Annotated in this window: 9 protein-coding genes; 4 read left to right on the top strand and 5 right to left on the bottom strand. The window is 67.2% G+C overall.

Annotated elements, in window-relative coordinates:
• Positions 1-281: 281 nt before the first annotated feature.
• The 3 genes from ACZ50Q_RS12300 to ACZ50Q_RS12290 form a co-directional block, all read right to left on the bottom strand.
• Positions 282-839: a DUF1415 domain-containing protein gene (locus ACZ50Q_RS12300; RefSeq protein ID WP_076520472.1), complete on the bottom strand. Its 558-nt coding sequence runs from the start codon at positions 837-839 to the stop codon at positions 282-284.
• Positions 836-2305 (bottom strand): M20 family metallopeptidase, encoded by a 1470-nt coding sequence (locus tag ACZ50Q_RS12295; RefSeq protein WP_092578568.1) that lies wholly within the window; start codon positions 2303-2305, stop codon positions 836-838. Before ACZ50Q_RS12295 ends, ACZ50Q_RS12300 begins: the two co-directional genes overlap by 4 nt.
• Before the next feature lie 113 nt (positions 2306-2418).
• On the bottom strand, positions 2419-3336 hold the full coding sequence (locus ACZ50Q_RS12290) for a LysR family transcriptional regulator (protein WP_092578570.1): 918 nt from the start codon (positions 3334-3336) through the stop codon (positions 2419-2421).
• Positions 3337-3497: 161 nt separating this feature from the next.
• Between ACZ50Q_RS12290 and ACZ50Q_RS12285 the strand changes: the two genes are divergently transcribed.
• Entirely contained in the window at positions 3498-4454 is a 957-nt protein-coding gene (locus ACZ50Q_RS12285; protein ID WP_464081661.1) for an alpha/beta hydrolase, read from the top strand.
• Between the two features lie 19 nt (positions 4455-4473).
• Positions 4474-5457, top strand: coding sequence for a Bug family tripartite tricarboxylate transporter substrate binding protein (locus tag ACZ50Q_RS12280; RefSeq protein ID WP_092578574.1), 984 nt, complete (start codon positions 4474-4476; stop codon positions 5455-5457).
• Between the two features lie 117 nt (positions 5458-5574).
• Here ACZ50Q_RS12280 and ACZ50Q_RS12275 read toward each other — a convergent pair whose 3' ends face one another.
• Positions 5575-7206, bottom strand: a complete 1632-nt coding sequence (locus ACZ50Q_RS12275) for a methyl-accepting chemotaxis protein (RefSeq protein WP_464081660.1) — start codon at positions 7204-7206, stop codon at positions 5575-5577.
• Positions 7207-7414: 208 nt separating this feature from the next.
• Positions 7415-11464, bottom strand: a complete 4050-nt coding sequence (gene purL, locus ACZ50Q_RS12270) for a phosphoribosylformylglycinamidine synthase (protein WP_464081659.1) — start codon at positions 11462-11464, stop codon at positions 7415-7417.
• Positions 11465-11823: 359 nt separating this feature from the next.
• On the opposite strand from purL, the gene ACZ50Q_RS12265 reads away from it, so the two are divergent.
• Positions 11824-12366 carry a TRAP transporter small permease gene (locus ACZ50Q_RS12265; protein WP_464081658.1) on the top strand — a complete coding sequence of 181 codons (543 nt, stop codon included), beginning with the start codon at positions 11824-11826 and terminating at the stop codon, positions 12364-12366.
• Positions 12363-13661: a TRAP transporter large permease gene (locus tag ACZ50Q_RS12260; RefSeq protein WP_092578590.1), complete on the top strand. Its 1299-nt coding sequence runs from the start codon at positions 12363-12365 to the stop codon at positions 13659-13661. The genes ACZ50Q_RS12265 and ACZ50Q_RS12260 overlap by 4 nt, the downstream gene beginning before the upstream one ends.
• The last annotated feature ends 62 nt before the right edge of the window (positions 13662-13723 follow it).

Below are 13723 nucleotides of genomic sequence, written 5' to 3'. Positions count from 1 at the left end.
AACAAACTGTCGCGCTTATTGATTTTCGGGGGGGATGCTAGCGGCAAACAGGGTGGGGACGTAGGGGGAAAACCCTTGCCGTAAGTTTCGTGAAATTTTTCTGCGCCGTATGGCTGGTATGACCAGCAGGGCCTCGGCGCACCATTATTCCCCTCAGAATGACGCTGCGCAGGCGCACGGCAGCGCCCGGCACCGGTATAAAAAATCCGTACCTATATAACCAGAAAATATTTAGGGAACGTGTCCGGAAACCGCCCGCGGGCCGGCGCGGGCGGGGCCGGTCAGGAACGGGTCATCAGCTTTTTCCAGCCATCCAGGCCGAGCTTGTTCATCGTGCCGATGTTCTTCTCGTAGATCTCGGCCGCGTCCGGAAAGGACTCCACGGCGCGGTCGATGCTGTCCTCGCGCAACAGGTGCAGGATCGGATACGGCGAGCGGTTGGTGTAGTTCTCGATGTCGTCCGGCTGCGTGTCGGCGAACTGGAATTGCGGATGGAACGTGGCCACCTGCAGCTCGCCCACCAGGCGCATGCGCTTGAGCAGGCGGTCGGACAGATCTTCGAAGTCGTTGAACTCCAGGAAGTCGTCCAGCGCGTCGGGGATGATGAGCAGCGTGGTGTCGATCTTTTCGGGATCGGTTTCGGCCAGCAACGCCAGTTCGTCCTGCAGGTCGGTCAGCACGCCCTCGGCATCGGTGGCGTCGCTGACCGCAAAGCGGATCTGGTCCTTGACCTGAACCGCTTTGGCGAAGGGACAAAGATTCAGGCCGATCACCGCCTGGTTGAGCCAGTGGCGGGTTTCCTCGACCACATTGGCGTAGGCATCAGAGGTGGAAATCATGCCGGCATCGCCGCCATGGTCTGGGCCACCGCTGCCGTCAACTTCTTGCCATAGGGCACGTGCAGGAACTCGTTGGGGCCGTGCGCGTTGGACTTGGGACCCAGCACGCCGCAGACCATGAACTGCGCCTGCGGGAAGCCCTTTTGCAGGATGCTCATCAGGGGGATGGTGCCGCCCTGCCCGATGTAGCCGCACGGCGCGCCATAGTATTGCTGCGAGGCGGCGTCCAGCGCCTGCGTCAGCCAGGGCACGGTGGCCGGGGCGTTCCAGCCGGTGGCGGCGCCCTCGTTGGCCTTGAAGATGACCTTGGCGTTGTAGGGCGCGTCGGCTTCCAGCAGTTCCTTGATTTCCTGCGAGGCGGCCACGGCGTCCACCAGCGGCGGCAGGCGCAGCGACAGCTTGAACGCCGTGCGCGGGCGCAGCACGTTGCCGGCGCTGGACAGCGGCGGCAGGCCTTCCGCGCCGGTCACCGACAGGGTCGGACGCCAGGTGCGGTTCAGGAGCGCCTGTTCGGGTTCGGTGGTCATGGGCAGCACGAAACCGCCGTCGGCGCCGCAGCTCCAGGGGAACCGGCGCCAGACTTCGTCGCCCAGGATGCGGGCGGTGGCGGACACCTGCTCGATGCGTTCGGCGGGGATCTCGCAATGCAGGCTTTGCGGAAGCAGGCGGCCGGTGGCGCTGTCTTCCAGGCGGTCCAGCAGATGGCGCAGGATGCGGAACGACGACGGCACCACGCCGCTGGAGTCGCCCGAGTGCACGCCCTCATCCAGCACCTGGACTTCCAGCGTGCCCGACACCATGCCGCGCAGCGACGTGGTCATCCAGAGCTGGTCGTAGTTGCCGGCGCCGGAATCCAGGCAGACCACCAGGGCCACGTTGCCCAGACGGTCGCGCAGCGCGTCCACATAGGGCAGCAGGTCGTAGCTGCCCGACTCTTCACAGGTTTCGACGATGCCCACGCAACGCGGACGGGGAATGCCCTGCTTGTCCAGCGCCATGATGGCGGTCAGGGAGGCGTACACGGCATAGCCGTCGTCGGCGCCGCCGCGGCCGTAGAGCTTGCCGTCTTCGTACTTGGGCGTCCACGGGCCCAGGCCCGCGCGCCAGCCCGAGAACTCGGGCTGCTTGTCCAGGTGACCGTAGAGCAGCACGGTGTCGCCGTTGTCGCTGCGGGTGGCGGGCGCGTCAAAGAAGATGACGGGCGTGCGGCCCGGCAGGCGCACCACTTCAAGCTTCAGGCCGGACACCTTTTGCGCTTCGACCCATTGCGCCGCATCGCGCACCACGCGCTCGATGAAAGCGTTCTTTTCCCAGTCGGCGTCAAAGGCCGGGCTCTTGGCGGGAATGGCGATGTAGTCGGTCAGCGCGGGGATGATCTCGTTGTCCCACTTGTCGTCCACAAAGTCCTGCAGGGCTTTCGGATCGAGGGTGGGCGGCAATGCGTCTTCGGGGATGCGTGCGTTCATGGCGCTGGCTTCCTGTGTGTGCGGGAAAGGGGCAAACGGCTATTTTATGCCTGCGCGGGGCGGCTGGCATCTTTTGTCCCCATGAAGGACCGGCCCCGGCCAAACCGGTGCCGCTACCGCGCCGCGTAGGCCTCGACGCGGCTCCAGACCTCGCGCGCCAGCGGCTTGGCGTTGCCCACCGACTGGTACAGCCGGATCTCCATATGGATGTCGTTGCGCGCGCCGTCGGCGCGCACCAGCGTGCCATCGCGCAGGTCCGGATCGACCAGCGTGTGCGGCAGCCACGCCAGGCCGAAGCCCTGGCGCGCCATCGCATGCAGCGCGTCGGCCAGGTCCGATTCGTACATGGTCTGCAGCAGCGGCACCTCGCAGAGTCCGCGCAGCTTGTCGTGCAGGATGCGGCCAAGCGACATGCTGTCGGCATAGGCCAGGAATGGCACGGGCGGGTCCGAGGCCAGCTTGGGCACGGCATACCGGGGATGGTGGCCGCCAGGCGCGACCGGGGCGCTGACCGCCACCAGCTTGTCGGCGCCCACGCGCCGGCACCGGTAGTTCGGATTGTCGATCTTGGCGTACAGCGGCTCGTGCGCATGGCACAGCAGGAAATCGACCTCGCCGTCCTGCAGCATGTCGACGCCGTAGTTGAGCGTGGTGGTGATCACCTTCAACTGGAACGCCGGCAGGCCCCGCTGCACACCGGCCATCAGCCCCGGCAGCACCGAATGCGCCAGCGTCTTGCCTGACGCGATGACGATCTTGCGGGCGCGTTCCTGCTCCGGCTTTTGCAGCGCTTCGCGCGTTTCGCGCAGGATGTCCAGCACGTCGATGGCGGCGGCCAGCAGGCTGCGCCCGGCCGCATTCAACGTCGACACCTGGTGGCCGCGCTCGACCAGCGGCACCCCGGCCCATTCCTCCAGCGCCTTGATGCGGCGCCCGAAGGCCGGGTGCGTCACGCTGCGCGCCTCCGCGGCCTGGAACAGGTTGCGCGACTTCGACAGCGCGACGAAGTCCTCCAGCCATTTGATGTCCACGTGTCTTCCTCCACCTCGGGTCCGCCACCTGTCTGCCGGGGCTGGATCCCTGTTTATCGTCGGCTCATCGTCTGTGCCCATTCAGCACAGAGATTGCGCATTTTGCACAAGGTGGAAACACCTTGCAACTAAGATCCCCGTGTCCACCTCTGGAAAACCCTATGCCAGACGCTCCCGTCCTGCTCAAGTCCATCCGCAGCCATTACCTGGGCGGCGCCGAGTTCGTGGCCGGCGAATTGCCGATGCAGCAGCAGAAGGTGGTCGGCAACGCGATGCCGCGCCTCATTGACATGAATGGCGGCTACAGCGCCGGCCAGTTGTATGTGCAGGAATACCGGCTGGCCCAGCCCACCCGCCCCTACCCCATCCTGCTGTGGCACGGCGGCGGCATGACGGGCGCCCAATGGGAAAGCACACCCGACGGCCGCGACGGCTGGCTGTGGCGGCTGCTGCAGGCAGGCTATGACGTGTTCGTGTCCGACGCGCCGGAGCGCGGCCGCGCCTCGTGGGCGATGTACCCGCAGGTCTACGACTCGGCGCCCATCTTCCGCTCCAAGGAGGAGGCCTGGCGCCTGTTCCGCATCGGGCCGGCTTCCGGCTATGCGCCGGCGGGCGAACCGCGGCGCGCGTATCCGGGACAGCAATTCCCGGTCGATGCCTTCGACACCTTTTCCAAGCAATTCGTCCCGCGCTGGCTGACGCACGGCGACATGGCGCTGGACGCCTACCGCGCGCTGCTCGACCTCGTGGGGCCTTGCATCCTGATCGGGCACAGCCAGGGCGGCGGCTTTGCCACCCAGCTCGCCCAGGAATATGCCGCCACCGTGCGCGCCGTCGTGGCGGTGGAACCCACCGGCACGCCGGCCCAGGCCTCGTGGCAGTTGCCGCCGCAACTACTGGTCTGGGGCGACCACTTCGACGCGGACGACACCTGGCAGCGCTATCGCGCCCAGACCGATGCGTACTGGAATGCCCTGCGCGCGGCCGGCCAACGCGCCGACGTGCTGGACCTGCCCGCAGCCGGCATCGCCGGCAACTCGCACTTCTGCATGCTGGATCGCAACAGCGACCACATTGCCGGATTGATCGTCGATTGGCTGGACCGCAGCCTCGACTAACCTTCTCGTGGAGATAGAGATGACCCTGAAGAAAACCACCATCGCGCTGGCGTTGCTGACCGGCGCCACGCTGGCGGCCGGCGCATCGGCCCAGCAGTCCGACTACCCGAGCAAGCCGATCCGCATGATCGTGCCGTTCGCCCCGGGCGGCACCGCCGACATCATCGGGCGCGTCTTCGCCGCGCAGCTCGGCACCGAACTGGGCGTCACGGTGGTGGTCGAGAACAAGGCCGGCGCCGGCGGCTCCATCGGCACGCGCTACGTCGCCGATGCCGCCCCCGACGGCTACACCATCCTGCTGGCCTCCTCCAGCACCCACGGCACCAACCCGGCCGTCTACAAGACCCTGACCTACGATGCGTCCCAGGACTTCACCCCCATCACGCAACTGGTGACCGTGCCCGGCGTGCTGAGCGTGACCAAGGACTTCCCCGCCGCCGACCTGAACGCCCTGATCGCGGAGTCGAAGGCGCACCCGGACAAGTACACCTATGCGTCCTCCGGCGCGGGCGGCCTGGGTAACCTGGCGATGGAACTGATGAAGTCGATGACGGGCGCCAAGCTCATGCACATCGCCTACCGCGGCGCAGGCCCGGCGTTCACGGACGTGATCAGCGGCCAGGTGTCGATGATCTGGGAACCGGTGCCGGCCTCCCTGCCCTACATCAAGAGCGGGCAGATCCGCCCCATCGCGATCGCCGCCGACGCGCGCTCACCGGAACTGCCGGACACGCCGACCTTCAAGGAAGCCGGCCTGGCGCGCTACGAAGCCAATGCCTGGAACGGTCTGCTGGCGCCCAAGGGCCTGCCCGAGAACGTGAAGACGAAGCTGCACGACGCCTCGGTCAAGGCGCTGAATGCGCCTGACGTGAAGGCCAAGATGGCCAGCCTGGGCGGCACGGTGGTGGCCGGCTCGTCGGACGCCTTCCAGCAAGTCATCGCCAGCGACGTGAAGAAGTGGAAGCACGTCGCCAGCGACGCCAAGATCCAGCTCGACCAGTAATCCAAAGGCAAAAGACCCCGGCGTGCTGCGCAGCGGGGTCTTTGCCGGGGGGCCCGGAACACCGGGATCCCGGGATGTGCAAGCCGGCCTTCATGGCCGGCTTTTTCATGGAATGGATCAGGCGCCGATGAGCGCCGGTTCGCCAGCCCGGCTTTCCAGCGCGGGCGCGTCGGCATCGATCACGCGGCCCGATTGCACCTTGAAGACCGCCACCGCCTCGCGCAGGCGCTGCGCCTGGGTTTCCAGCGATGCAGCCGACGCCGCGGCCTCCTCGACCAGCGCCGCGTTCTGCTGCGTGACGCTGTCCATCTGCGACACCGCCTGGTTCACCTGCTCGATGCCCTGCGACTGCTCCTCGGAGGCGCTGGAAATCTCGTTGATGATGTCCGTCACGCGGCGCACCGATGCCACGATTTCCTGCATGGTGGCGCCCGCGGCTTCCACCTGGTCCGAACCCACCGAGACCTTCTGCACGGAATCGTCGATCAGCGTCTTGATCTCCTTGGCGGCGGCGGCGCTGCGCTGCGCCAGCGCGCGCACTTCGCTCGCGACCACCGCGAAGCCCTTGCCCTGCTCGCCCGCCCGGGCCGCTTCCACGGCGGCGTTCAGCGCCAGGATGTTGGTCTGGAAGGCGATCCCGTCGATCACGCCGACAATGTCCGAAATGCGGTGGGAGCTGTCGGCGATGCCGCGCATCGTGCCGACCACGTCACCCACGGCCTGGCCGCCGCGCGTGGCCACTTCCGACGCCGCCATCGCCAGTTGCGCCGCACTGCGCGAGCTTTCGGCGTTGTTCTTCACGGTGGACGACAGTTCGTCCATGCTGGCGGCGGTTTCTTCCAGCGAGGCCGCCTGCTGCTCGGTGCGGGAGGACAGGTCGATGTTGCCCGCGGCGATCTCGCGCGAACCGGTATGGATTTCCTCGACGCCCAGGCGCACGGCCGAGACGGTGCGCGCCAGGCTGTCCTGCATGCGCTTGACGGCCGCGTACAGCACGCCGATTTCGTTATTGCCGCGCTGTTCGATGCGGTTGGTCAGGTCGCCGCTGGCGATACGGTCGAACAGGCGTCCGGCTTCCTGCAGCGGACGGAAGACCGCGCGGCCGAAGACCACGTACAGGCCCACGACCAGCGCCGCCACCACCGCCAGCAGACAGATCAGGACCACGATCGCGACGTTGATGCGGGCGGCGGATTCGCGGGCCACGCGCTGGCCGATCTCGTCGGCGAAGTCGACATACTTCTGGATGGCCTGGGTGAACTGGGTGCCCAGCGGGCTGACCTTTTCCTGGTTGATGCGGCCGGCCTCCTTGGCGTTGCCGGCGCGGATGGCGCCGATCAACGGGACGATGGCTTCGCGCGTGTAGACGTCGTAGGCGGCCAGCGCTCCCTCGAACAGGGGCTTGCCCTGCGGCGACGTTTCCGGCAGCTTGCGCGCGGCGTCGATCTGGCTGGTGGCCTTGGCGACGTAGCTGTCCATGCGCTGCATGTTGCTGGCCGTGGTGTCCAGGCTCTTGCCTTCCAGCAGCGCGCTGTGCGCCGCCAGCAGCACCACGCGGGCGCGCAGCAGGTCCGACGCCGCGTCGTCCAGCGCGTTGGCGCGGACCAGGTTGGTGTCCAGCATCACCTCGATGGAGGTCCGGTTGGAGGTGAGTTGCTGGTAGACCGCGATGCCGGTCACCAGAAAGAGTGCGAAGAAGACGCCCAGGGCGGTCGTCAGGATTGCGCGGATACTTAAATTCTTGAACATTGGAGCCACTCCGGGGGTTGCATAACGCTATCCCTTTAACGGCCCGATGAAATGAAAAGTTAAATATCTCATTGGGTTACATCCGCCTGCGGCGGTGGGCGGCGCCCAAGAAAACACCCCGCCGCCCGGGCGTCGGCCCAGGTGGCGGGGTGTGTCGGGCGTGGGCTCCGCGTCGCCGCGAAACAGCCCCGGCGCGCGGCCGGCTTGCTTACTTCAACCAGGCGCGCGCATTGCGGAAGATGCGCATCCACGGGCTGTACGCGCCGCCCGTGTCCGCATTGCCCCATTTCTCCGGCGCCCACGACATCATGACGTTGCGCGTCACGCGTTCCGGGTGCGGCATCATGACCGTGAAGCGGCCGTCGGCGGTGGTGACCGAGGTCAGGCCGCCCGGGCTGCCGTTCGGGTTGAACGGGTAGGCTTCGGTGGCTTGGCCGTTGTTGTCGATGAAGCGCGCGGCGACCAGCACGCGGCCGGCGTCGCCCTGCTGGGAGAAGTCGGCATAGCCTTCGCCGTGGGCCACGGCGACCGGCACGCGGGCGCCTTCCATGCCGGCAAAGAAGATCGAGGGCGACTTGGGCAGTTCCACCATGGACAGGCGCGCCTCGTACTTTTCCGACTGATTGCGCGTGAAGCGCGGCCAGAATTCGGCGCCCGGGATCATCGGGGCAAGCGCGGCCATCATCTGGCAGCCGTTGCACACGCCCAGCGCGAAGGTGTCGGGACGCGCGAAGTACGCGGCGAACTGGTCGGACAGCTTGCTGTTGAAGCGGATGGTGCGCGCCCAGCCTTCGCCGGCGCCCAGCACGTCGCCGTAGCTGAAGCCGCCGACAGCGACCAGGCCCTGCATCTGCGCCAGGTCCACGCGGCCGGACAGCAGATCGGTCATGTGGACGTCGATGGCTTCAAAGCCCGAGGTGTCGAAGGCCCAGGCCATTTCGACCTGGCTGTTGCAGCCCTGCTCGCGCAGGATCGCCACGCGCGGGCGCTTGCCGGTGTTGATGAACGGCGCGGCCACGTCTTCCTGCGGATCGAAGGACACGTTGGGGCTCATGCCCGGATCCTTGGTGTCGTTCCAGACGTCGAGTTCAGCCTGGGCGCACGCGGGATTGTCGCGGCGCGCCATGATGCGGTAGGACACTTCGGACCAGGCGCGGCCCAGGTCGGCGCGCGGCTGGCTCCAGACCTTCTTGCCGTCGCGGTAGAACTCGACCTCGTCGGCGCCGTTCAGGCCGCCGATGACGTGCGAGTGGGCCGACAGGCCGGCGCCGCGCAGCACTTGCATGACGGCGTCGCGCTGCGAGGCCGGCACCTGGATCACGGCGCCCGCCTCTTCCGAGAACAGGGCCTTGAGGGTGAGTTCGTCGCGCTGCACGGCGACTTGTTCCGGACGGATCTTGTAGTCGCCCCAATCCGCCGATTGCGGATCGAAGGTCAGCATGTCCAGGTTCACCGAGATGCCGGTGCGGCCGGCGAAGGCCATTTCGACCAGCGTGGCGAACAGGCCGCCGTCGGAGCGGTCGTGGTAGGACAGGATGGTGCCGGCTTCGGCCAGCGTGCGGATGGTAACGAAGAACGCGCGCAGGTCTTGCGGCGCATCGATGTCCGGCACGGTCTGGCCGACCTGGTTGTACGTCTGCGCCAGGATCGAGCCGCCCATGCGGTGGCGGCCACGGCCCAGGTCGACCAGGATCAGGACGCTGTCGCCCGCGTCGGTGCGCAACTGCGGAGTCAGGCTGGCGCGCACGTCGGCCACGGGCGCGAACGCCGTGATGACCAGCGACACCGGCGCCACGACCTGGCGCTGCTCGCCGTCCTGTTCCCAGGACGTCTTCATGGACAGCGAATCCTTGCCCACCGGAATGGACAGGCCGGTGGCCTGGCAGAGTTCGCTGACGGCGGACACGGTGTCGTACAGCGCGGCATCCTGCCCTGCCACGCCGCAGGCGGCCATCCAGTTGGCGGACAGCTTGATGTCTTCAAGGCGCGCCACGTCGGCGGCGGCCAGGTTGGTCAGGGCTTCGGCCACGGCCATGCGGCCCGAGGCCGGGGCGTCGAGCATGGCGATGGGCGTGCGTTCGCCCATCGACATGGCTTCGCCACGGAAGCCTTCGTAGTCAGCCAGCGTGACGGCGCAGTCGGCCACCGGCACCTGCCACGGACCGACCATCTGGTCGCGGCTGGACAGGCCACCGACGGTGCGGTCGCCGATGGTGATGAGGAAGGACTTGTTGGCGACCGTGGGGTGGCGCAGCACGCGGTAGGCGGCTTCGGTGAGATCGATGCCGGCCAGGTCCAGGGGCTCGGACACGCCGGGCAGGCGGGTGACGTCGCGCGTCATGCGCGGCGGCTTGCCCAGGATGACGTCGATCGGCACGTCCACGGGACGCACTTCGGCGTCGCCTTGCGGGCGGATCGTGTCCAGGCCGGGCAGGCCTTCGCCGTCGACCACGCGCAGTTGGCGCTCTTCCGTGGCCACGCCCACCACCGCGTACGGGCAGCGTTCGCGGCGGGCGATGGCGTCAAAGCGTTCCAGGTCCTTCGGCAGGATCGACAGAACGTAGCGTTCCTGGGATTCGTTGCTCCAGATCTCGGCGGGCGACAGGCCCGACTCTTCGAGCGGCACGCGCTTCAGATCAAAGATGGCGCCGCGGCCGGCGTCGTTGACCAGTTCTGGGAAGGCATTGGACAGGCCGCCCGCGCCCACGTCGTGGATCGCGATGATGGGGTTGTTCTCGGCCTGCTGCCAGCAGCGGTCGATGACTTCCTGGGCGCGGCGTTCGATTTCGGGGTTGCCGCGCTGGACGGAGTCGAAGTCCAGTTCGGCCGAGTTGCTGCCCATGCTGATGCTGGACGCGGCGCCGCCGCCCATGCCGATGCGGAAACCGGGACCGCCCAACTGGATCAGCAGCGCGCCGGGCGGAATGACGTCCTTGTGGGTCAAGCCCGCGTCGATGCTGCCCAGGCCGCCCGCGATCATGATGGGCTTGTGATAGCCCCAGCGCGTGCCGCCGGCGGTCTGCTCGAACGAACGGAAGTAGCCCAGCAGGTTGGGACGGCCGAATTCGTTGTTGAACGCGGCGCCGCCGATGGGGCCGTCGATCATGATGGACAGCGGCGAGGCGATGCGCTCGGGCAGGCCGTGGTGGTCGGCTTCCCAGGGCTGCATTGCGTCGTCGAAGCGCAGGTGCGACACGGTAAAGCCCGTGAGGCCCGCCTTGGGCTTGGAACCGCGGCCGGTGGCGCCTTCGTCGCGGATTTCGCCGCCGTTGCCGGTGGACGCGCCGGGGAACGGGGCGATGGCGGTCGGGTGGTTGTGGGTTTCCACCTTCATCAGCGTGTGGACGGTGGTGTCGCGGCGGATGTACTTGGCGCCGTCGGCGCCCTCGCCCGTCACGCCCGGCACGCCGGCCTGGAAGCGCTGCGCGGGGCCGCCCTCCATGATGGCGGCGTTGTCCGAATAGGCGACCACGGTGCCCTGAGGCTGCGCCTTGTGCGTGGCGCGGATCATGCCGAACAGCGTGTTGGGCTGTTCCTGGCCGTCGATCACCCACTGGGCGTTGAAGATCTTGTGGCGGCAGTGTTCGCTGTTGGCCTGCGCGAACATCATCAGTTCGACATCGGTGGGGTCGCGGCCCAGGTCGGTGAAGGACTTGGCCAGGTATTCGATTTCGTCGTCGGACAGCGCCAGGCCAAGCGCGGTATTGGCTTCAACCAGGGCCTGGGCGCCGCGCGCCTGCACGTCGACCGTGCGCATCGGCTTGCCGGCCAGCGGCTGGAACAGCGCCTGGCCGTCGAAGCTGGCGTCCACCACGGTTTCGGTCATGCGGTCATGCAGGCAGTCGGCCGCGCGCGCCAGCATGGCGTCGTCGAGGGACTTGGCGCCCAGCAGGCCGCGCTCGGGCGTGATGACGTAGCGCACGCCGCGTTCGATGCGATGCACCGAGGACAGGCCGCAGTTGTGGGCGATGTCGGTGGCCTTGCTGGCCCACGGGGAGATCGTGCCCAGGCGCGGAATCACCAGCAGGGACACGCTCTTGGCGGGCGCCTCGGAGGTGCTGGGCGTGCCGTAGTCCAGCAGTTGGGTGAGTTGCTGCTGCTGTTCGGCCGTCAGGGCGGCGTCGGTGCTGACGAAGTGCTCGTAGCGGGCGGATATGTCGGCCACCGGCAGGCCGGCTTCCTTCAATTGCGCCAGGAGGCGATCACGTCGAAAGGAGGACAGGACGGAGGAACCAGGCAGATGCTGAACTAGGGACACGATGCGGGCGCCGTATAAAGAGGGGTGCAAAGATGGGATTTTACCCGTTTAAGGGGTTTTCCCGGAGCCGAGTTTCATCGGCGGCCCCGCCGGCCCGATCTGGCCATTGTTACAAAAGAATTCCGGGACGTTTGCACCCTCATGGTGCAAAGCAATATCGAGGTTTGGGCGCCAAGTTCGTCCCTTCCCGCCTCATGGCGGTCGCGGTTCATCGGCGGCTGCTTGATGCAATGCAGCATGTTGCAGCGGCCCCGCATTGCGGGAAAACACGAAGACCGGCCCCGGCGACGCGACGGTAGGATGCAGCGACCCTATCCAACAAAAGAAAAGCGCCCCATGCGCGCTGGCCGTTGCCTCACATGTCCCGCTCAGAAGCCCCCGCCGAGCCCGTCGAACCGATCATCCCCGCAGAAACAGAACCCGCCGTGAAGGTGCCGCTGGCCATCGAGGACTGGCTGGCCGTCATCCTGCTGGCGACGCTGGCGATCATTACCTTCCTGAATGTGCTGGTGCGCTACTTCACCGACCAGTCCTTCGCCTGGACCGAAGAGATTTCGGTGTTCCTGCTGATTGTGCTGACCATGGCCGGCGGCAGCGTGGCGTTCGTGCGCAATCACCACATCCGGATCGAGATCGTGGCCGACTCGGGTTCGCCGCGCCGCCAGCGCATCCTGGCGCTGATCTCCAATGGCTGCGTGCTGGCTTTCTTTGTGATGCTGACCGTCCTGTCAGTGAAACTGGTGCTGGACGAGTACATCTACGAGGAAACCTCGCCGGCCATCGGCGTGCCGACCTGGTGGTATTCGATCTGGCTGCCGGTCATGGCCGCGGCGATCTCGCTACGCACGATCGGCACGTTGCGCCGCCTTGCTCGCGGCGCGGGCCAGGAAGCCCTGCGATGATCGCCGTCATCCTCTTTGCCGTCTTCATCGTCCTGATGGTGATCGGCGTGCCCGTCGGCGTGGCGCTGGGCATCGGCGGCACGGTGGCGATCGTGCTGACCAACCTGGACACGCCCTGGTATGGCCTTCTGACCGTGCCGCAGAATTTCTATGCCGGCCTGGCCAAGTACCCGCTGCTGGCGATTCCCATGTTCGTGCTGGTGGGCTCCATCTTCGACCGCTCGGGCGTGGCCAAGCGGCTGGTGGACTTTGCCATCGCCATCGTCGGGCGCGGCCCGGGCATGCTGCCCCTGGTGTCCATCGCGGTGGCGATGTTCCTGGGCGGCATCTCGGGCTCGGGTCCGGCGTGCGCCGCCGCGGTCGGCGCGGTGATGATCGCCGCCATGTCGCGCGCCGGCTACCCGGGCTCGTTCTCGGCCTCGGTGGTGGCCGCCGGCGCCGCCACCGACATCCTGATCCCGCCGTCGGTGGCCTTCATCATCTATTCCGTGCTGGTGCCCGGCGCCTCCGTGCCGGCCCTGTTCGCCGCCGGCATGGTGCCCGGCATCCTGGCGGGCTTCGCCCTGATCATTCCGGCCGTGTGGCTGTCGCGCAAGTACAAGATGGGCGCGCTGGAAGCGCACCTGCCCCGCCCGCCCTTCTGGAAGAGCCTGCGCGACGCGTCCTGGGGCCTGGCCGCGCCGGTGCTGATCCTGGGCGGCATGCGGCTGGGCTGGTTCACGCCCACCGAGGCCGCGGTCGTCGCGGTGTTCTATGGCCTATTCGTCGGCGGTTTCATCCACCGCACGATCAAGCTGCGCGACCTGTACACCATCCTGCGCGAAGCCGCCGAACTGTCCGCCGTGATCATGCTGGTGGTGACGCTGGCCGGGATCTTCGCGTGGGCGCTGTCCACGCTCAGCGTGATCGACCCGATCACCCACGCCATCGTCAATTCCGGCCTGGGCGAGTGGGGCGTGCTGGCGCTGCTGATCCTGCTGCTCATGACCGTGGGGATGTTCCTGGACGGCATCTCGATCTTCCTGATCTTCGTGCCGCTGCTCATGCCCATCGCCAATGCCTACGGCTGGGACCCGGTGTGGTTTGGCGTGATCCTGACCTTGAAGGTGGCGCTGGGCCAGTTCACCCCGCCGCTGGCCGTGAACCTGATGGTGTCGTGCCGCATCGCGCGCGTGCCGATGGAATCGACCGTGCGCTGGGTGGTATGGCTGCTGGGCGCGATGTTCCTGGTGCTGGTGGCGGTGCTGGCATTTCCTGAATTGGCGCTGTGGCTGCCGCGCAAGCTGGGTTATTGAGAGAGGCTGGACGGGGCCGGCCCGCACGGGACGACCGGCCATGGATGACAACAACAGAAAGC

The organism is Achromobacter sp. T5-5, assembly GCF_055397965.1.
The sequence above is the reverse complement of the archived record's forward strand: the minus strand, read 5'-3'. Positions and strand labels throughout refer to the sequence as shown.

Coding starts and splice junctions, on each gene's coding strand:
- ACZ50Q_RS12300 (WP_076520472.1), bottom strand. CDS start 839: ATGATTTCCACCTCTGATGCCTACGCCAATGTGGTCGAGGAAACCCGC.
- ACZ50Q_RS12295 (WP_092578568.1), bottom strand. CDS start 2,305: ATGAACGCACGCATCCCCGAAGACGCATTGCCGCCCACCCTCGATCCG.
- ACZ50Q_RS12285 (WP_464081661.1), top strand. CDS start 3,498: ATGCCAGACGCTCCCGTCCTGCTCAAGTCCATCCGCAGCCATTACCTG.
- ACZ50Q_RS12280 (WP_092578574.1), top strand. CDS start 4,474: ATGACCCTGAAGAAAACCACCATCGCGCTGGCGTTGCTGACCGGCGCC.
- ACZ50Q_RS12275 (WP_464081660.1), bottom strand. CDS start 7,206: ATGTTCAAGAATTTAAGTATCCGCGCAATCCTGACGACCGCCCTGGGC.
- ACZ50Q_RS12265 (WP_464081658.1), top strand. CDS start 11,824: ATGTCCCGCTCAGAAGCCCCCGCCGAGCCCGTCGAACCGATCATCCCC.
- ACZ50Q_RS12260 (WP_092578590.1), top strand. CDS start 12,363: ATGATCGCCGTCATCCTCTTTGCCGTCTTCATCGTCCTGATGGTGATC.